Below are 19,599 nucleotides of genomic sequence, written 5' to 3' on the forward strand. Positions count from 1 at the left end.
AAAAACAGCATCTTATAAAAGGTGCTATTTAGAATGATTAAAAATAAAATAATAAAAGAGTTTAAAATCCTTTGGTATCGTTTATAGATGACCTATATTTGTTAAACAATTAGTGAGAGAAACAGTAACGAACAAGCCAAAAATATTATACCATGACAGCAATGCAATTCAACGAAAGCTTACTGAGCTTACAGGAAAAGCTTAGATATTTTGCGCTTAGTTTAACCGCAAACGAGGAGGATGCCAATGATTTGTTACAAGAAACAACATTAAAGGCGCTTACATATAGAAAGCAATTTGTATCTAATACAAATTTTAAGGCATGGGTGTTTACTATCATGAAAAACACTTTTATTAACAACTATCGTAGAATACAAAAAACAAGAAATACTTTCGAATCGGCAGAGGATGCCTACAGGGTTGCATTTAAAGGTAATTATGCTTCTGAAACGCCAGAAATGGTACAGTCGGTGAATGAGATGAATCAAAGTATAGAAAAGCTGGAGGATGAGTTTAAGATTCCTTTTACCATGCATACTTCCGGGTATAAATACAAGGAAATAGCAGAGAAGTTAGAGTTACCCATTGGTACGGTGAAGAGTAGGATTTTCTTTACAAGAAAAAAATTACAAAGCATGCTGGAAGATTAAAATAATAGCGACATAGTTTTTTAAATATTGTGCAAGATGAACTTTAGTGTTTATCTTGCATTTTTTTTATAAGAGGTTGTCTTTTTAACCCTGATGATAGAATTTTTTAATGTATTTGGAGGTTTAAGGATAGGATTTGTAGAAGAGAGTTTTGTAAGTTATTTAAGTTTTTACAGTATATCGATATGACAAAAGAATCGTCAAAATTGGCCAAGTATAAAAGGCTTTATGCACAAGTTGAAGAGTTAACTGCTCCTGTTGATAATCCTTTATCAAGAATGTCTACCATGGTTGCATTATTGCATCATAAGATGAAAGGTTTTTTTTGGACAGGGTTTTACTTACTGCAAGATGGTGAGTTGTTGGTAGGGCCTTATCAGGGACCCGTGGCTTGTTTGCGACTCCGAAAAGATGTGGGGGTTTGTTGGGCGGGTATCAATACCCAAAAAACTATTTTGGTGGATGATGTTGAGTGTTTTCCGGGGCATATTGCCTGTAGCTCGCTGACAAAATCTGAGATAGTGGTGCCTCTTATGAAAGAGGGACGAGTGGTAGGCGTGTTAGATATTGATAGTCGTGATTTGGCGCAATTTGATCAGGACGACCAAGCTGGTCTTGAGCTACTGCTTGAGTTGATTTATAAGTAGGCTTTACTTTCAATAAAGTATTATCTATTGGTATTATTGGCAAAGGTTGGTTCGTAGAATATTAGCATTTTTGTAGATGAGATAATCATAAATAAAAAATATGAATATGCGAAATTTGATGCTATCTATATGTGTTGGTATTGTTATGGTGGCTTGTGGAAGTAAAGGATCTGGAGTGTCGTTTGTAAGGGTGGAAAATGGGCGTTTTGTGGACGGAGGTAGGCCGTATGTATTTGCAGGAACCAATTATTGGCAAGGAATGCATTTGGGTTCTAGTAAATATGGGAATAGAGATCAACTAAAAAGAGAATTAGATCAATTAAAGTCTTTTGGGATTACGAATTTGCGTGTAATGGCTTCTTGTGAGGCCGATAGTAATTCGTTGTTTTGTATGAAGCCTGCCTTGCAAGTGGCGCCTGGTGTGTATGATGAAAATTTATGGGAAGGGCTTGATTTTTTACTGGCTGAAATGGGCAAAAGGAACATGAAAGCAGTCATGGTGCTTAGTAATTTTTGGTCGTGGAGTGGTGGTTTTTCTCAATATTTAAAATGGGCAGAGCATGGTGAAATTCCTTATCCGCAAATGAAAGAGCATGATTGGTGGGAGTATGGAAATTATACCAAAGATTTTTTGACCAATGATAAATGTTTGTTATGGTATAGAAACCATGTAAAACGAGTGCTTACTCGTCGTAATTCGATTACGGGAGAATTCTATAAAGATGATCCAACCATTATGGCCTGGCAATTGGCAAATGAGCCAAGAGGTTATGATGATTTAGAGGCGTTTTCTAAATGGATTCAGCAAACTTCGGATCTTATAAAAAGTATGGATGGGAATCATTTGGTTTCTTTAGGTTCGGAAGGGAATACGCCCTTCGCGAAGGAGGGCTTGCGTGCTGATATTGATAATGCATATAAAAATATTGATTATATCACTTTACATATTTGGGTTCAAAATTGGAATTGGTATACGCCTGGTCAGGGAAAATCAGCTTATGATGCTATGGTAAAAAAAGTAGATAGGTATTGGAATGATCATGTTGCAATAGCAAAAAAAATGAATAAGCCACTTGTGCTAGAAGAATATGGTATGGCTCGTGATGATTTTTCATATGAGGTGGAGGCTTCGGTGGAGGAGCGAAATCGATACTATTGGTATATTTATAATAAGTTTGTTTCTAATGTAGAATCAGAGGGAGCTGTTCAGGGAGTTAATTTTTGGTCGTATGCTGGTGAGGGTAGACCTCTACAACCTGGAGAGTACTGGAGCCTAGGTGATGATTTTATTGGAGATCCACCACATGAGTTACAAGGATGGTATGGCGTTTATGATTCGGATGTTAGTACCCTGGAGGTGGTCAAAGAAAATATGACAAAGGTTAAGTAATTAAAAAGACAGTGGTTTGTACCGTTTGTTCTAATTTATCCAAGCGATGCTAAGTCTTATTTTAGAGGGGTGTTGATTGGTTCTTTTTGATTCTTATGACCTAGTTCTAATGCATCATTAATGAATTGTAACGAGTTTTTGTTGTGATCTGAATTCGCTGGGAGTGCATCCTTTTTGAGATTTGAAAGAACGATTAAAGTTGGAGATGTTGCTGAAGCCACATTCATAGCAAATTTCGGATATGTTTCTATCGGAATCGATGAGCATTCGTGCTGCTATTCCAATTCTCATTTCTGTAAGGTATTCTGTAAAAGATCTTTGTGTTCGTTTTTTAAAAAAATGACTAAAGGCTGAAGGTGACATGTTAACCAATTCTGCTACCTCATTTATTTTGATGGTGTTATGTATGTTTTTGGTGAGGTAGTTGTTTACCATGTTGATTCTCCGGCTTTTTGTTGTGTCGAACTTTTTTACATAAGCCGAAGATGAAAGGTTGGTTTTGTTTCGTGAAGTAGCTAGGTCGTATAAGAGTGAAAGCATGTCTAAAACAGAGTCAAATCCATGTTGGTTAGATAGTTTAGTAATGCGACCTATCATTTCTTCGGTAATTTGTTGGCCAAATAAAATACCCATTTTCGACTGTTCAAGTAAATCTTTGATGGGTAAGGATAGTTTTTTTGTGAGAAAATTATCACTGGGAAAGTTGGAGTGAAATTGCAAGGTGATCACTTGTGCATTGGGAGAGTTACCTGTCCATGCATGAGGGGTGTTGGGGCCAATCATTACTAAATCTGGTGAAGAGAACTCCATGATGGAGTCGCCAATGATTCTTTTCCCTTTCGCATTTAGTACCAAATTTATCTCGTATTCAGGATGAAAATGAACCGGGAAGTCAAATTTTGCATTCTGATGGTTCATGATTACAAAGAAATCATCTTCTGATAAAGGGGCTATTTCTCTTATTATTCTTCCGTTCATCTTAATGGTCTTATGATATTTTTTACAAATGTAATTAAAATTTCATAATATCATTGCATACATATATTTTTTAAGTGCTTATAAATAAGGTGTAAAGGTGGATGTTGTGTAGATATATTGCTTTTATGTTGTAAATTTATTCATAATATCATCATATTTTAACATGAAAAACATATTTTAACAAATATAAACGATCTATTTTTGTTTTGTGATTAATCATCAAATTATTAATTAAATAGGTTAGTTAACGTAAACAGTTATTTCTATGAAATGTTGGACAAATAAATTTAGAGTTTTGTTCTTTATTTTCTCCATGTGTTCGCTTTCCTTTGTTGCAAAAGGACAACTGAGGATCAAAGGAGAAGTTAAAGATTTTTTGGGGGCAACTCTTCCTGGTGTCAATGTATATGAAAAAGGTACAACAAGAGGAACCATAACAGATATTAATGGATTATATGAGCTGGAGGTTTCTTCGGAGAATGCAATTGTTGTTTACTCATCAATTGGTATGGTGACACAGGAGATTGTTGTTGGTCAGCAAAACATCATTGATGTTGTTTTAGAAGAGGAATTGCTTGGTTTGGATGAAGTGTTGGTTGTGGGGTATGGGTCTGTTAAAAAAAGTGATTTAACAGGTTCGGTGGCTAGTGTTAAGACTGAGAAGTTGCAATCTATTCCTGCGAACTCCATTGATGGGGTATTGCAAGGACGTGTAGCTGGGATGCAAGTTATTAATTCGTCACAAGAACCAGGTGCTAGTTCTACCATTAGAATAAGAGGTGCCAGCTCCTTTAGCGGAAGCAATGATCCTTTGGTTGTTGTTGATGGGTTTCCATTGGGTAGTGCAGGAAATTTAAAACAGATTAATCCTTCAGACATAGCATCTATTGAAGTAATGAAAGATGCTTCCGCCTCTGCTATATACGGTTCTCGAGGAGCCAATGGTGTAATCATGATTACCACAAAGAAAGCAAAAGCCGGAAAAGCAACCATCGAAGTCAACCATCAAACTTCGGTCAAGGATTTTACTTCAAATCTAATTCAATGGGAAGATCCTCTGTTGATGGCTCAGTTGAGTAATGAGAGGAGTGTGAATGATGGGATGGTGCCATATTATACAGGGCAATCTATTGACCAGGTTTATTATCCTTCGTTGTCTGAGATATCGAGTGGTGCTTGGCCCTATAATACCGATTGGGGAGATGTTGTTTTTAGGAATCATCCTATCTCTCATAATTCCACGGTCTCCTTACGTGGCGCCAATGAAACGACATCTTTTAATATTAGTGCCAACTACTTATCAGAACAAGGTGTGTATATAAAAGATGATTATGAAAAAATGATAATAAACCTTGGTGTTTCTCACCAATTTAATGATTGGTTAAAGGTGGTATCATCTAACATCTTGTCTAAAAATAAGCGTGATAAAAATGACGGTTTAGCCTATTGGAGAAACCCTTTATGGCCTGTATATGATGAGAGTGGAGATTATTGGAGAACTTCTTCGCAGGATTTTGACCATCCATTGGCTTATACCGATAATGTGTTGAATACCACCAAAGGACTAGATGTTATATCATCTTATTTGTTTGATTTTACATTGAGTGATCACTTGAATATTAAAACGCAGTTGAACTATAAATATGGCTCTACAATTGCCGATAAATACTACCCCAAAGATTATACATGGGAAGGTAATTATTTTGATGGGGTAGCCTATATTGATAACTGGCAGTCGGAAGATATTTTATCGGAGACATTTGCTACCTATAAAAACGATTTTGGAGTGCATAAGTTAGATGTGATGGCTGGGCATTCGTATAAAAATTACGTAAGTAGATCGTCGCAATTAAAAGCAAAAGGGTTTGTTAATGAAGCCCTTCTCAATGAAAATATGAGTGCAGGTGATCCTGAATCTAATGAGTTATCAAATGATAAGATCAAAACCCAACTATTGTCTTTTTATAGTCGGGTAAACTATAGTTTTAAAAATAAATATTTATTTACAGGAACTGTGCGTGCAGACGGATCTTCGAAGTTTGGTGAGAATAATAAATGGGGATATTTCCCTTCGGCAGCTATTAGCTGGAAAGCACATGAAGAACCTTTTATTCAGAGTTTAGGCGTATTTCAGGAATTAAAAGCTCGTTTGAGCTATGGAGTTTCCGGAAATCAAGGTATTTCAGCTTATCAAACATTGAGTAGATATGGTATTGAAAACTATTATGACCAAGGACAATGGAAAACGGTTATTGGGCCAGGCTATATTAGTGGACAGTATGGGCCAGATTATCGTTATAATTATTGGTCAGGTATTCCTAATAAGGATTTAAAGTGGGAGTCTACTACTCAGTTAAACTTTGGGTTAGATATGGCATTCTTTCAGCGAAGACTTAGGGCAACGGTCGATTTGTATAGTAAGGAAACCAACGATCTATTGCGTCAAAAGTTCTTGCCTTTGTCCTCAAGTTATAGTCGAATATGGGTGAATGATGGAACAATATTGAATAAAGGTGTTGAGGTATCACTCGAAGGTAATATCATTAGTGGAAAAGATGTAAGTCTTACTTCTAATTTGATGTTATCTGTCAATCGAAATGAAGTTCAGGATCTTGGGAATAGTGCTGCCATGGGGCTGCTAAAGGACTCTAATACAGGTATGGAGTATGAGTTTCAGGGCGAAGGCTTTGATACTTTTGGAATGGCTACTGCAAATATTTATGCTGTTGGCGAGCCGTTGAATGTATTTTATGGGTATAAAACCAACGGAATCATCCAGAGTGAGGAGGAAGGACTTGCTGCTGGATTAACGGGCGATATGGCTTTGCCCGGAGAATTTAAATATGTAGATATTAATGAAGATGGGGTGTTTGATGAGGAGGATAGAACAATTATAGGTGATCCTAATCCTGATTTTATTGCAAGTTTAGGTCTGGATTTTACCTATAAAAACTTTGACATCTCGCTTTTCTTCAATGGAGTTTTTGGTAATGATATATTTTATCCCGGAAAATTAGATCAGGCGAATATCATGCCTTTAAGATGGACCATGGATCATCCAACAAATGATTATCCGAAATTGAAAAGTATAAGAGATTTAAGATTAAGTGATTGGTTTATTGAGGATGGTTCTTTTGTACGTATTCAAAATATGACCGTTGGATATCGTTTTAATGTGGATGATATATCGTTTATATCGAAAGCGAGACTTTATTTGAATGCGACAAACTTGTATACGTTTACATTTAGTGACTTCACTGGGTATGATCCTGAAGTAGGTTTGGATGGAATATATTGGGGCGGTTATCCTCGTACTAGAAATGTAACACTGGGTTTAAATGTAACTTTTTAATCTGAAGAACAATGAAAAATAAAATTATATATCTATTTACAATAATAGTGGCCTTGAGTTCTTGTGATTTGTCGGAGGAGCCTTATGGTTTTTACTCTGATGATAACTTTTATAAAACAGTAGAAGATGCTGATGCTGCACTGCTGTACGCTTATCGTGCATTCAACTATCAGGGATATAATAGAGGGATTATTGATACGGGCGACTTGCCTTCTGAAACGATGACAGTAAAGGTGGGGGAAGGAAATGGTGTACAGGAGTTGAATTCTTGGAAGGTAAACAATACCAATGGCACCCTGTCTGATTTTTTTCAGTATTGTTATATCGCCATAAATAGAGCCAATGGTGTTATCGAAAATGTGAAAGATGAAAGTTTTAACCAAGAAGATAAAGAGCGTATCCTTGGTGAAGCTTATACCATTAGAGCTTGGAGTTATTTTAGCCTAGTTCGTGTTTTTGGACGGGTTCCTATGTTAAAACAATTAGTGGTTACAGAGGGGCAGACGAATCCCGTGTTGGCAGAAGATTTGGATGAGGTGTATGATTTTATTCTTGAAGACTTAACCTTGGCTGAATCTTATTTGCAAATTGGCAGAAAGGTTGGACGTTTTGATAAAGTAGCCACCTGGGCGATATTGGCAAAGGTGTATTTGAACATTGCTTCTGGTATGGATAATGGTGCAGCCGGCTATCGTGATATGGCTAAAGATGTTAATGCCATGTATAATGAAGCCGCGTTGTGGTCGGCAAAGGTGCTAAATGACCAAGCAGAATATGCTTTTGACGAAGAGCTAAGTGATATTTATAATGTAGAAAAACCTGATGGTCCTGAGCATATATGGATTATTAGTATGGATAGAACAGGTGATAATACCGAGGAGTTTGGTTCATCACAATTAATGTGGTTGCCTTGGGGTCCTGGTGTCTCATATTATGTAACAAATGCAGATGGTGTGCTGGAACCTGCCCAGAATGGCTGGGAAGTATATCGTATCACTGACGACTTTAGGTCGACATTTGATTCTGGAGATAAGCGTATGACAGCTTTGATGGATGATACAATTTATGATAAGGATGGTAATGTAATTGGAAGTGTGGAGGATGGAAATGTGCCAGGGTTTTTCAGTAAAAAATATTTAGATCCTTTTTTTAATGGTAATAGATCCAGCTGTAGGCCCTTAATGATCCGTTTTACAGATATCGCATTGACGTATGCTGAAGCTGTAGGTCCAACTGCTGAGGGAGAAGCTTGGTTGAATAGAGTGCGTGCTCGTGCAGGTGTTGATCCGGTAACAACAGGAATGAGCACGGAGGATTTTAGAAAAGCTGTACTACAGGAGAGGAGTTGGGAATTAGCATTTGAAGGTCATCGTTTGTATGATTTAAGAAGGACGGCTTCGGTAACATCTACTATTACAGCAGCTAAGGTGGCTGGTGTAACGGAAGATGATGCTGCATTTTATCCAATTCCGTTAAGGGAACTAGACTTAAATCCTAATGCCAGATAATGGTTTCAGCGATAGGTGTCAAAGTGTAAAAGTAGCAAAACGAGTTTGCGTTTTGTTGGTAGGATATATGTTTTAATACCTGTTTAGATCCTTTAGGTGGAAATTGTTTAGGGTGAATGATGAAAAATTTATACATGAAACGAGCAATGGAAATGAATTCACTCACGAGAGTATGATTAATTTCGGCGCGTTTCATGCAACAAATGAAAATTATAAACGCATGAAAACAACAATATATAGTATTCTAATTCTGATAACAGCCTTGCTGTTTCATTCTTGTGAGAAAGACTTGATGGATGAGGTGAATGAGGGTAACTGGAATAATGAACGTAATATTTTAGGTATCAACTTAAATAAGCAGATTGGAGAGGCTGTTATTAAAAGAACAGCAGATGAAGCAACAATAAATATTACAGTTAATGCAGTTGATTTAGATCTTTCGGCAATTGCTATTACAGACCTTACTTTGTCTTATGACGCCACGGCAAATACATCTGTTGGTGAAAAATTGGATTTTGATAATCCAGAAAATAAAGCTTCAATTACGGTGACTTCAAAGAAAGGAGAAACACTTATTTGGGATGTTTTTATTGAACCTTTTGTGAATGAACTGGAAGGATCATGGTCCATTTCGAGTTTCTATTTTATGTGGGATGATGGATTTGGTTGGGGAAATGCAGGAGAGGATGAGGTAGCTGCCTTATTGCCCGCATCAGCGTCCGGACTTGATGATGTGATTACTTTTGGCGAGGTGAAAGGTGCTGATAGTGATGGTAGAGTGTTCGGCGACTATGAGCGTACAACAGGTGATGATGGGGCTGTAGCTTCGTTTGTTTATGAATCAACAGGGGTTGATTGGAGTAGCTTGTTTGGTCAGTTGCCAGTAGGAACTGGGCAGTGGGTATTAAATAAAGATAATTCAATAACCATTACCGTTGATGATAAATCTTATACCACTAGCATATTTCAGAAGGAGGATGAATCAACTCTTAAAATTCCATTAAATACAGGTGCCCAAGAGCTTGATAAGATAAATTGGGACAATTATTATGGTGATCATTCAAATAAATTTATTGCTGGTACTGCGTTGTATTATACTTTAATGAGATTGTAAATAGACGTAAGGTTTTGATGTTCTATATTCAATAAGTTAGTTATAAAAAAAGAGTTAAGGCTTACTTTAATAAAAATAAGATAATGATGGAACGCGCTATGATTGTGTAATTAACTCCGCTGATCTTTTATTCACAGCAGGGGATGATTAATTCTGGCGAGTTCCATATGGCCTTTGAAAAATAAATTTAAACACATGAAAAAAGTTTTAATTTTTATAGGATTACTTTCTTTGGTGCTTTCTGTTTCTGCTTGTGATAGTGAAGATAGAGGTGTTCCAGAAAATGTAATGAAGAATAGGGTAATAAATATTACTTCAGAAGTAATATCCACTGATTATGTGGGTAATGGAGCTCAGTGGGGAGGCTATGAATCAACACAGGATTGGATAGGTTCGGAAACGTTGAGTGATGAAGATTGGAATACGCTCTATCAGCGAATAGATTTTATGCGTCCACCTTTTCTAAGGATAATGGTGAATGCATCGTCTTATATCAGCGAGGGTGTTTATAATGAAACGGCTAATTCTAGCTCTTTGTTTAAGATGTTAGACTATGCACAAAGCCGTGATATAGAAATTGCATACGGAGAGTGGGGACATCACTACAGCAACAATAACTTGCAGGATATAGATCTTGATTGGATTTCTCAATCAGTTAAGTTTTTAAATTTTTTGGTAAATGAAAAAGGTTACTCCTGTATTAAAACAGTGAATATCATTAATGAGCCCAATGGAGAATGGTCCAGTGCAAAAGGTGATTATACGGCATGGAAAAATGCCCAAAGTGCTTATTTGGCTGAAATGGATAAGTATAGCGGGCTTTCTGCGGTTCAACTGATGGGACCTGATATTGCTATCTTTAACAGTGTGAGTGGAATAGACTGGATAACCAATGCTCATCATGATTTTGATGAATCGATTGGATTGTATGATATTCACGTTTATCCCAAGCAGTTGATTGTGAGGAATGGTGATTATACAGAGATGCTCAAAGCTTATAGGGATGTTGTGCCAAATGAAAAGAAAATAGTGTTAAGTGAGATTGGTTTTAAATATGATGAGGTTGATTATGAACTAAAAGAAGCCAATGATAGAGCCATAGCAAATGATCCATATGCTGGAGATGATTCTAATATGATGATTTATGAGTCATTTTATGGTACGGATATGGCTGATGCTATTATGCAGTCGATGTTAGCTGGTTTTTCAGGTGGCTTGGTGTGGGATATGGATGATGCGATGTATGTTAGTCCCGATGGAAACAATTATAATGTGGATAAAATGAAACGTTGGGGATTCTGGAATATACTAGGAGAAGAACATGTAGGGGATGCAGCAGATGAGGAGATACGTCCGTTTTTTTATCCGGTTTCCTTATTGTGTAGGTACTTTCCTGCTGGTACCACCATTTACAATGTGGAATTTGCCAATAAAAAGGGTGTGCGTGCCGTGATGGGCGAAAAGGATGGAAAATATACCATCGCCATTGTGAATTCACACTATGTCGATTACGAAGTAGAGTTGAAGTCGGACTTTTTACCCAAAGTTACTCTCAATAAATACTGTTATGAAGTAGAAGAAGGACAGGCGTTTATTGGAGTTGTAGATGCCGATGGATTTGCTGTCCCAGTAGAGGAAAACGTGGTAATTGATTTTTCAAAAGGACTTGATATGACCTTGAAAGGAGAATCTTTTATACTATATACCAATATGGAATAAGTATGCTTTTAGAGAGCTGCAAGTCGGTAAGAATTAAAAGAAAATAATCAAATGAGACGAATCAAGAGAAATACCTTGTACAAAAATGTTATGTATTCAGGTAAGTTTTATTGGGTCGTTGAAAAATTAATGAAGTAGAATATTTAAAACGCGCCACGATAGAGTATTTCTCACACAGGAGCATGACTAATTTTGGCGAGTTTTATGCAACAATTGAAAATTATAAACGCATGAAATTAATAAAACATCCAGACAACCCTATATTAAAACCACATGCTACTAATTATTGGGAAAATTTAGTGGTCTGTAATCCGGGGGTATGGTACGAAAATGGTAAATTCACGATGCTATATCGGGCAGCGGGTGATGATGAACAACATTTTATTAGAATGGGAACTGCGATAAGTACCGATGGTGTGCATTTTGAAAGGGTATCGGATGAGCCAGCTTTTGGTCCAAGTATTGATGGTCCTGATCAAGGTGGGGTAGAAGATCCTAGAATTGTGAAGTTTGGTGATGAATTTTATGTGACTTATGCCTATCGACCCCATTATCCCGGCCAATATTGGAAATTTGCACATGATGTAATTCTTTTACCGGAATCTAATGCGTATTCTCCGGCGGTAATCAAGGAAAATATTGCTAACTCAGGTTTAGCCGTAACCAAAGATTTTATAAACTGGCGCCGTTTGGGCCGTATTACTGAAACAAATCTGGATGATAGAGATGTTATCTTGTTCCCGGAAAAGATTCATGGTAAGTTTGCCATGCTTCATCGTCCGAAGCAATGGGTGGGTGAAGCATATGGATGTGATAAGCCAGCTGTTTGGATTCGGTTTTCTGATGATTTAATGGTCTGGAATGAACCGAGTAAATTGTTGTTGGCAGGTAAAGATGGAACATGGGAGGAAAAGATTGGAGGTAGTACCCCACCGCTAAAAACAGATGATGGTTGGTTGCTTCTTTATCATGGAGTTGAGAATGGTGGAGAAGGTTTTTACCGTGTAGGAGTAGCCTTATTGGATATAGATGATCCAACAAAGGTAATTGCTCGTGCCAGCGAATGGATCATGGAACCAGAGTATGAATATGAAACAAATGGGTTTTATCAGGGCTGTGTTTTTCCAACCGGTAATGTGATTGTTGACGATACTTTATATGTGTATTATGGAGCCGCTGATAAATACGTTGGATTGGCCACATGTAAAGTTTCTGATATTTTAGCATTTGTAAAAGGAATATAAAACGAATGTAACTGAATTATGAAAAAGAGAATAGTAGTTTTTATTTCGATAATTTTATTGAGCGTTCATATGTTTTCACAAGACCAAAATTTTCATATTTATTTGTGTCTGGGGCAATCTAATATGCAGGGTTCAGCCACTGTTGAAGCCCAAGATAAAGTTGTGATGCCACGGTTTAAAATGATGGCCACCACGGATTGTTCAGAGAAAGGGAGAAAAGTTGGACAGTGGTATCAAGCTGTGCCTCCATTAAGCCAATGTTGGGCAGGTCTTTCTCCGGCTGACTATTTTGGAAGAACGATGGCGGCTTGTACTCCAGATAGTATTACTGTGGGAGTGATTAATGTAGCCATCGGGGGCTCAGATATTCGTTTGTTTAATAAGGATTTGTACAAAGCATATACAAATACTTACCCTGAGCAATGGTTTGCAGATCAGATAAATGCCTATGGAGGAAACCCATATGAGCGCTTGGTCAAAATGGCTAAAAAAGCGCAGAGGACTGGTGTGATTAAAGGAATATTGTTGCATCAAGGCGAGACCAATGAACGAGATTCCAATTGGCCTTTGTATGTCAAGGCTGTTTATGAAAATTTACTGCACGATCTGTCTTTAAGTGCCGACGATGTGCCATTGCTGGCAGGAGAGGTGGTTCATGCCGATCAGGGAGGTAAGTGTTCTAGTATGAATTATATTATTAATACCTTGCCATTTTATGTGCCAACAGCATTTGTTATTTCATCCAGCGGTTGCAGTGTAAGAGAGGATAACGTGCACTTTAATTCAGCTGGAGTGAGAAAGTTAGGGAGGAGATATGCGGTGGAAATGCTTTCTATTCTGGGATATTAAAAGAATAGGATGGGGTGTTATCTATAATTAATTGGCAGAGAATGATCATCACATGAATCCACATGGGTGGAGCAAATTATTAGGTACTTGAATGATTGTAATTTGTACTGGTTTATGATGGTTTGGTTAAAAATAGACATATGAAGAATATATTATTGATTATCATTGGAACAATTATGTTATTGTCTTGTCAGCGGGATGATACTGAGCAGATTAGAATTAAAACCAAAGAACTCATCAGTACTCATTTTATGGGTAATGGGGTTCAGTGGTCAGCATATCCACATGGTGATACTGAGAATGGAGAGTGGGGTAAATTAATGACTTCTGAGAAATGGGAGATGAACTTTAAAAGGTTGGATTATATGAAGCCTAAACTTTTTAGAGTGCTGGATCAGGCTAATTGGCGATATATGGTCGGTTTCGATTCAGATGGTGAGCCTATTTTGGATTTTCATACCCCTGAAGTAAAAGCCGTAGAGAAAATATTGTCCTATGCTCAAAAAAATAATATTACCGTTTTGTTTGGAGAGTGGGGAACGCCCTATAAAATGCATGATTTAGATGCAGGTAATAGCGATAAATTTAAGGGCGCTAACGATCCTAAGTGGATTCGCAGTATAGTTGCATATCTTGACTATCTGATTGTAAAAAAAGGATATACCTGTATCAAGTATTATAATCTGGTAAATGAACCCAATGGTGATTGGGCAAGTACCAAAGGTGATTTTGAGGAATGGGCTGAAGGCGTGAGAATGTTAACGGCTGCTTTAAGAGAGAAAGGCTTGGATAAATATATTTCTGTTGCCGGACCAGATGCCGTGACGCGTTACGATAATCCAAATTCAACTTATAGCGGAGCAGGCTGGGTAAGGGAAACAGCTAAACAGCTGGATGAGATGGTTGGTATTTATGAAGTGCACGACTATACGGAATACGATTTGGTTAGAAGTGGAGGCTTTAAAAAATACCATGGAGACATTGCTCAATTAATGGCACATACGAATAAGCAAATCATTTTTGGAGAGCTTGGTTTTAGTAGGAATGGGGTTGAAAATCAAGAGAGAGCAAGCCGTGATCTCTACGCCTGTGAGGATAGTCAATTTGATGTGTTCAAATTTAGTTATGGTGTAGATATGGCTGATGCTGTTATTCAAAGTATGAATGCCGGTTATTCTGGTGCTGCGGCTTGGGCATTGGATGATGCAATGCATACATGTGGTGATCTGGGCAATAAAAATGAATTGAAACGGTGGGGTATGTGGAATAGCTTGGGTACCGAACTCTGTCAGAATCCAGCTGATGAAAATATGCGTCCTTGGTTTTATAGCTGGTCTTTATTGTGTCGTTATTTCCCTAGTGGTTGCAGTGTTGTTAAAACCGATTCTACCGGAATAGAAGGCCTTAGGCTTACTGCGGGTGTTTATAATGATGATATTACTGTTGCTATTGTAAATAATTCGGGGGTAGACAATACGATTTCTTTGAATATACCAACTCATAAACAGCTTAAGAAATTCTTGTATTTTGATGGAGATAGGGCAGTTGATGTCAATCGTTTTCCAATTCCTGTAGAGGAAAAAATAGATGCGAAACATTCCATTGAGTTGACAATGCCTGCCAGTAGTTTTGTTATTTTGACCTCTCTGGATTATTAGTTGGTAAAGTAAATTGTTTTGATTTTTGTTTTAGAAAAATTGTTACACTATTGCTTTTAGGAGCTTTGTTTTTTTTATATGATATTATATAATGATGAATATTAGTACAATAGATATTACTATCCTGGTGCTTTTTATGGTGGGTATAGTATGGTGGGCTTTAAAAAATGGGAAGAGTTCCGATTCTACTTCCTATTTTCTGGCAGGAAGGAATATGACATGGCCGGTGGTGGGACTGTCTTTATTTGCGGCAAGTGTTTCAAGTTCTACCCTAATGGGGCATTCGGGAGAAGGGTTTATTACCGGAATAGCTGTCTTTAATTATAACTGGATATCTGTTTTAGTTATGGTGTTTTTTGCGCTATTCTTTTTACCTTTTTATATTAAATCGGGAATTTTCACAATGCCAGAGTTTCTGGAGAAGCGTTTTGATAAACGGTCGAGGTATTATTTTTCTTTTATTACTATTTTTGGTAATGTGTTTTTGGATGCTGCTGCTACCTTATATACTGGCGCTTTAATCATTAAATTAATATTTCCTGAAGTTGATTTGTTTTGGATTATAGTCATCATGGCTCTGGTAGCTGGTAGTTACACCATTGTTGGAGGATTGTCTTCAGCCATCAATGCCGATATGATTCAAGCCACTATTTTAATAATAGGTTCAGGTGTTCTTTATTTTTTTGCACTCAATGAAATAGGGGGCTGGGAAGAACTTTATAATAAATTTGGCGATGGAGTATGGTTAAAGCTCACCAGACCCATTGATGATCCAACAGTTCCCTGGTTAGGTATGTGGTTAGGTATTCCTATTCTGGGATTTTACTTCTGGGCCAATAACCAAGTCATGGTGCAGCGTGTGTTATCTGCCAAGTCTATAGATCATGGTAGAAAAGGAGTGTTGTTTGTTGGTTTCTTGTATTTGTTTACTTTATTTATTTTTATCTTACCCGGATTGATAGGGAGAGGTATTCATTTGTTTGGTGTTGAAAATCTTCCTGCTGAAATTATTGATGGAAGCACATTGAAGTCAACGTTTGGGATAAATACCGATCAGGTGTATCCTAGATTGATTGTTCATTTATTGCCTATAGGGTTAATTGGACTCATTCTGGCAGCTATGATTTCAGCTTTGACATCTACATTAAGTGCTACACTGAGCTCCGTGTCTACTTTGTTTACAATGGATTTTTATCAACGATGGGATAAAAATGCTGATGGTAAGAAGTTGGTAAAGGTGGGAAGGATTACTTCGATTGTTGTATTGCTTATTGCTATTATGTGGGCTCCTTTTATCGCGAAATTTGATTCTTTAGTGTCTTACTATCAGGAGGTGGTATCTTATTTGGCTCCCCCAATTGTTGGTACTTTCTTTTTGGGGTTGTTTTGGAAACGCTCTAATGAATATGGTGCGCTTTGGGGATTGATTTCAGGGATAATAGTTGCTGCATTTCTTATGATTTCAAAATATGTGTTGGGTATTGATATTCCATATCATTTCTTACTAATAGCTCCAGTGGTAATGATGTTTAGTATGAGTGTTAATGTGATAGTTAGTTTGTTGACTGTTCTACCAGATGCCGAAAAAGTGGCTCAAAATACTTGGACTGTCAAAATATGGCATGAAGAAACAGCGGAACTAAAGGGTGTTGTGTGGTACAAAAATTTCAGGGTACTATCTGTAATTTTGGTTGTATGCTGTTTTGTGATGTATTTTATGTTTAAATAGTGAATTTATGTTCCGATTTAGGAAAGAGGATGCGCTCGTAGTATCCTCTTTTTTATTTTAGTGTGCCAAAGATGTTTTAGACTTTCGAATTAGATTTTCTAATGTATTTGCGATTTTATATTTATGTTTGGCTAATTGTGCATAATAATCATGCTTATTTCTGTTGTGATTTCGCTTAAATTCTTACATTTATTTTTTTTATGACAAGGGAAATAATATTGGCATATGGGAACATTAAAAATAAAAAATTTATTGGTTCGTAGTAATGTGGGGTTTGAGCCGCATATTCGTGATTATCAGCAGGACTTGCTGGTGACTATCTCTATTTGTTATAACAGTTTGTTAGAGGAGGGGAGTGACGATCCCAAGGATGCCATAGATTTAAACCTCATGGTGAAGGAGATTATGGGACGGGCAGAGTCAGGGCATTTTAATTTAATAGAGGCTTTTACCCGTATGATTTTGGACACTGTTTTGGAGGAAGGAAGAGTCGATAGGGCCGAGGTTGAGGTGAAAAAAGTAAAGTCGATTCAGTTCTCCGGAGAATTGTCTTTTAGCTTGTCGGGTACTAATGGGTAATGGGATATGAGGAGCTTTTTGAAATATGGATTTGTTTTTTTATTGGTACTGGCTTCCCCGTTAAAAGCCGAGGAAACAGTTCTTAATCAACTTCATCGAAAACTTAAAAATGCCTCTTTACCCGAGAAGGTGGAGGTGTACAATCAGCTTTCAGCCTATTATATTTCTTCGGATGCCGAAAAAGCGATTAAATACGCCAATCAGGCGCTCAAAATTGCTCATTCATTAAATGACTTACCTGGAAAAGCGAGGGCTTATGGTAATTTGGGAATGGGGTATTATTTCCTGAGTGATTACGATAATCTACGTGAGTATTATAAAAGATCATTGACGGCCTATGATTCTTTGGGTGATCAGAGAGGTATCACAGATCTAGCTACTAAATTTTATCGATTGGACAATTCACAGAAGTCCTTGGATAACTACAAAAATTCCTTGCTCCTGTATCTAAATGAAAATGATGTAAAAAAAATTATAGCCACCTATAAGAATATGGGTGATGTACATAAGAGTATGGGAGATTACCAAATAGCATTGGAAAATTATTTGAAAGCGCTGGATTATATTGGTGAGCAAAAGAAAGGCTATGAACTGGAAAAGACTGCCTTGTGGGAGAGTATTGGATATATATGGTTTAATGAGGAAGCGTATGATAAAGCATTGAGGTATTATACTTTGTTACATGATGAGTATATGAAAAGGGGGGATACATTGAGCATTGCCTCTGCTTCGAATAATTTGGCAGGTGTATATTATCGTAAAGATCAGTTAAATAAGTCCAAAGATGTTTATCGGCAGGCTTTGGATTTACAAATAAAAATGAATGATCATTTGGGAGCTTCTATCTCGCTGCTTAACCTGGCTCGTATTTATAGTAAACTCAATGATCATCCAGAGGCTATCTTGCTTCATAAAAAGAGTATTGCCCTGGCCAAGGTGATTGGTAGCCGGGATGTTCAACAGGATAACTATAGAATGTTAGCCATTATTTATAGTAAAAAAGGGGATTTTAAACTGGCCTATAAATATCAGGTTTTGTATTCTAATACTTCGGGTGTGTTAGCCAGAGCACAGAATGTAGATCAATACATAAGAACCTTGATGGTAAATGATATTGAAAAAGAAAAAAGAGAGAATGAAGTACTGGAGGCACGAAATGAAAATTATCGTTTAAGGTTAGAAAAAGAAAACCTGTCTGCCTGGCGGCTTTCTTTTGGTTTTACCATTCTCGTGGTTTTGATACTGGTCTTTGTTATTTATTATCGTTATTATTTGAAACGCGAGGAAAATAAGAATCTGGAGACAAAAGTGAAGGAGGCGCTTAAAAAGCAAGAGGAACAACAGCAAATTATAGTGCATCAGGCGAGTCTTTCTTCTCTGGGTGAATTGGCCGCAGGTATTGCTCATGAAATCAATCAACCCATTCAAAATATATCCCTGTCTGCTGAAGGGATACAGTTTGAACTAATGGAGACAACGCCCGATCATGCTTTTGTAAAGAAGTCGGTTGGTGAGATATTTGAAGATATTGTCCGAGTACGTGAAATAGTAGATCATATACGTATTTTTTCCAGCGGACAAAAGGAGACAGTGTACGAGTGGTTTTCGGTTTCTGAATGTGTGAATGCTGCCATATCGATGATACGGCGTCAGTACCAGAACCACAATATAGATTTGCAGCTTCAATTAAGTCATGAGGTACCCGATTTGATGGGTAACCCGCATAAAGTGGAACAGGTGATTCATAACCTGCTGTCCAATGCCAGAGATGCTGTGGATGAACGAGAACGAAAGAATCCTGACTTTAAAAAGCAAATAGTGATTGAAACGGGTTATGAAGCAAACGAAGTGTTTATTAAAGTCAGGGATAATGGAGCAGGCATTCCGCATGATAAACAAACCGATATTTTTCTCCCTTTTGTCACTAGTAAGCAGTTGGGAAAGGGAACCGGACTTGGTTTGTCTATCTCGTATAGTCTAGTAAAAGAAATGAATGGACGTATAGAAGTACAAAGCCGAGTGATGGATGGAACGATCATGAAAGTTATTTTTCCTGTGGATAAGAAGAATATAAATCAATAGGATAATTATTTGATTGGGTGGAGTTGTTTTTGTGCAATGAATGGTATTTTATTGTTATGGCTTATTCGTCGGTAAATTGTGTTTATATCATATAATGTGA

At 37.2% G+C, this 19,599-nt stretch carries 14 protein-coding genes; 13 read left to right on the plus strand and 1 reads right to left on the minus strand.

The annotated features are described in order from the left end of the window. Positions 1-152 precede the first annotated feature (152 nt). The 3 genes from CYTFE_RS0122610 to CYTFE_RS0122625 all read left to right on the plus strand — a co-directional run bounded on the left by CYTFE_RS0122610 (position 153) and on the right by CYTFE_RS0122625 (position 2,687). Positions 153-650, plus strand: a complete 498-nt coding sequence (locus CYTFE_RS0122610) for an RNA polymerase sigma factor (protein WP_027473682.1) — start codon at positions 153-155, stop codon at positions 648-650. A 185-nt stretch (positions 651-835) separates the two neighbouring features. Next, entirely contained in the window at positions 836-1,297 is a 462-nt protein-coding gene (locus CYTFE_RS0122620; protein ID WP_044211764.1) for a GAF domain-containing protein, read from the plus strand. Positions 1,298-1,403: 106 nt separating this feature from the next. Beyond that, the gene (locus CYTFE_RS0122625; protein ID WP_162150103.1) at positions 1,404-2,687 is read left to right on the plus strand and encodes a glycoside hydrolase 5 family protein; all 1,284 of its coding nucleotides are present in this window, start codon (positions 1,404-1,406) and stop codon (positions 2,685-2,687) included. A 117-nt stretch (positions 2,688-2,804) separates the two neighbouring features. Here CYTFE_RS0122625 and CYTFE_RS0122630 read toward each other — a convergent pair whose 3' ends face one another. Further along, a complete protein-coding gene (locus CYTFE_RS0122630; protein WP_027473685.1) occupies positions 2,805-3,665 on the minus strand; it encodes an AraC family transcriptional regulator in 861 nt (286 codons plus the stop codon). A 265-nt stretch (positions 3,666-3,930) separates the two neighbouring features. Between CYTFE_RS0122630 and CYTFE_RS0122635 the strand changes: the two genes are divergently transcribed. The 10 genes from CYTFE_RS0122635 to CYTFE_RS29155 all read left to right on the plus strand — a co-directional run bounded on the left by CYTFE_RS0122635 (position 3,931) and on the right by CYTFE_RS29155 (position 19,499). Continuing rightward, a complete protein-coding gene (locus tag CYTFE_RS0122635) occupies positions 3,931-7,017 on the plus strand; it encodes a SusC/RagA family TonB-linked outer membrane protein (protein WP_027473686.1) in 3,087 nt (1,028 codons plus the stop codon). An 11-nt stretch (positions 7,018-7,028) separates the two neighbouring features. Next, entirely contained in the window at positions 7,029-8,525 is a 1,497-nt protein-coding gene (locus tag CYTFE_RS0122640) for a RagB/SusD family nutrient uptake outer membrane protein (RefSeq protein WP_027473687.1), read from the plus strand. 220 nt (positions 8,526-8,745) lie between these two features. Then, on the plus strand, positions 8,746-9,639 hold the full coding sequence (locus tag CYTFE_RS29150; RefSeq protein WP_152541628.1) for a hypothetical protein: 894 nt from the start codon (positions 8,746-8,748) through the stop codon (positions 9,637-9,639). A gap of 195 nt (positions 9,640-9,834) precedes the next feature. Beyond that, entirely contained in the window at positions 9,835-11,358 is a 1,524-nt protein-coding gene (locus CYTFE_RS0122650) for a hypothetical protein (protein ID WP_027473688.1), read from the plus strand. A 230-nt stretch (positions 11,359-11,588) separates the two neighbouring features. Beyond that, positions 11,589-12,602, plus strand: a complete 1,014-nt coding sequence (locus CYTFE_RS0122655; protein WP_027473689.1) for a glycoside hydrolase family 130 protein — start codon at positions 11,589-11,591, stop codon at positions 12,600-12,602. A 69-nt stretch (positions 12,603-12,671) separates the two neighbouring features. Then, positions 12,672-13,451 carry a sialate O-acetylesterase gene (locus CYTFE_RS0122660; RefSeq protein ID WP_235207929.1) on the plus strand — a complete coding sequence of 260 codons (780 nt, stop codon included), beginning with the start codon at positions 12,672-12,674 and terminating at the stop codon, positions 13,449-13,451. Positions 13,452-13,591: 140 nt separating this feature from the next. After that, positions 13,592-15,109 carry a cellulase family glycosylhydrolase gene (locus CYTFE_RS0122665; RefSeq protein WP_052343380.1) on the plus strand — a complete coding sequence of 506 codons (1,518 nt, stop codon included), beginning with the start codon at positions 13,592-13,594 and terminating at the stop codon, positions 15,107-15,109. A 91-nt stretch (positions 15,110-15,200) separates the two neighbouring features. Beyond that, entirely contained in the window at positions 15,201-16,838 is a 1,638-nt protein-coding gene (locus tag CYTFE_RS0122670) for a sodium:solute symporter (protein WP_027473692.1), read from the plus strand. A 225-nt stretch (positions 16,839-17,063) separates the two neighbouring features. Then, the gene (locus tag CYTFE_RS0122675; protein WP_027473693.1) at positions 17,064-17,417 is read left to right on the plus strand and encodes a dihydroneopterin aldolase; all 354 of its coding nucleotides are present in this window, start codon (positions 17,064-17,066) and stop codon (positions 17,415-17,417) included. 6 nt (positions 17,418-17,423) lie between these two features. After that, a complete protein-coding gene (locus tag CYTFE_RS29155; protein ID WP_027473694.1) occupies positions 17,424-19,499 on the plus strand; it encodes a tetratricopeptide repeat protein in 2,076 nt (691 codons plus the stop codon). The last annotated feature ends 100 nt before the right edge of the window (positions 19,500-19,599 follow it).

It is taken from the genome of Saccharicrinis fermentans DSM 9555 = JCM 21142 (assembly GCF_000517085.1).
Classification (GTDB): Bacteria; Bacteroidota; Bacteroidia; order Bacteroidales; family Marinilabiliaceae; genus Saccharicrinis; species Saccharicrinis fermentans.

Bases quoted from the DNA above. Each gene is read 5' to 3' on its own strand.
- CYTFE_RS0122675 (WP_027473693.1), top strand. From the start codon at position 17,064: ATGGGAACATTAAAAATAAAAAATTTATTGGTTCGTAGTAATGTGGGG.
- CYTFE_RS0122620 (WP_044211764.1), top strand. From the start codon at position 836: ATGACAAAAGAATCGTCAAAATTGGCCAAGTATAAAAGGCTTTATGCA.
- CYTFE_RS0122660 (WP_235207929.1), top strand. From the start codon at position 12,672: ATGTTTTCACAAGACCAAAATTTTCATATTTATTTGTGTCTGGGGCAA.
- CYTFE_RS0122610 (WP_027473682.1), top strand. From the start codon at position 153: ATGACAGCAATGCAATTCAACGAAAGCTTACTGAGCTTACAGGAAAAG.
- CYTFE_RS0122670 (WP_027473692.1), top strand. From the start codon at position 15,201: ATGATGAATATTAGTACAATAGATATTACTATCCTGGTGCTTTTTATG.
- CYTFE_RS0122665 (WP_052343380.1), top strand. From the start codon at position 13,592: ATGAAGAATATATTATTGATTATCATTGGAACAATTATGTTATTGTCT.
- CYTFE_RS0122635 (WP_027473686.1), top strand. From the start codon at position 3,931: ATGAAATGTTGGACAAATAAATTTAGAGTTTTGTTCTTTATTTTCTCC.
- CYTFE_RS0122625 (WP_162150103.1), top strand. From the start codon at position 1,404: ATGCGAAATTTGATGCTATCTATATGTGTTGGTATTGTTATGGTGGCT.
- CYTFE_RS29150 (WP_152541628.1), top strand. From the start codon at position 8,746: ATGAAAACAACAATATATAGTATTCTAATTCTGATAACAGCCTTGCTG.
- CYTFE_RS29155 (WP_027473694.1), top strand. From the start codon at position 17,424: ATGAGGAGCTTTTTGAAATATGGATTTGTTTTTTTATTGGTACTGGCT.
- CYTFE_RS0122640 (WP_027473687.1), top strand. From the start codon at position 7,029: ATGAAAAATAAAATTATATATCTATTTACAATAATAGTGGCCTTGAGT.
- CYTFE_RS0122630 (WP_027473685.1), bottom strand. From the start codon at position 3,665: ATGAACGGAAGAATAATAAGAGAAATAGCCCCTTTATCAGAAGATGAT.
- CYTFE_RS0122650 (WP_027473688.1), top strand. From the start codon at position 9,835: ATGAAAAAAGTTTTAATTTTTATAGGATTACTTTCTTTGGTGCTTTCT.
- CYTFE_RS0122655 (WP_027473689.1), top strand. From the start codon at position 11,589: ATGAAATTAATAAAACATCCAGACAACCCTATATTAAAACCACATGCT.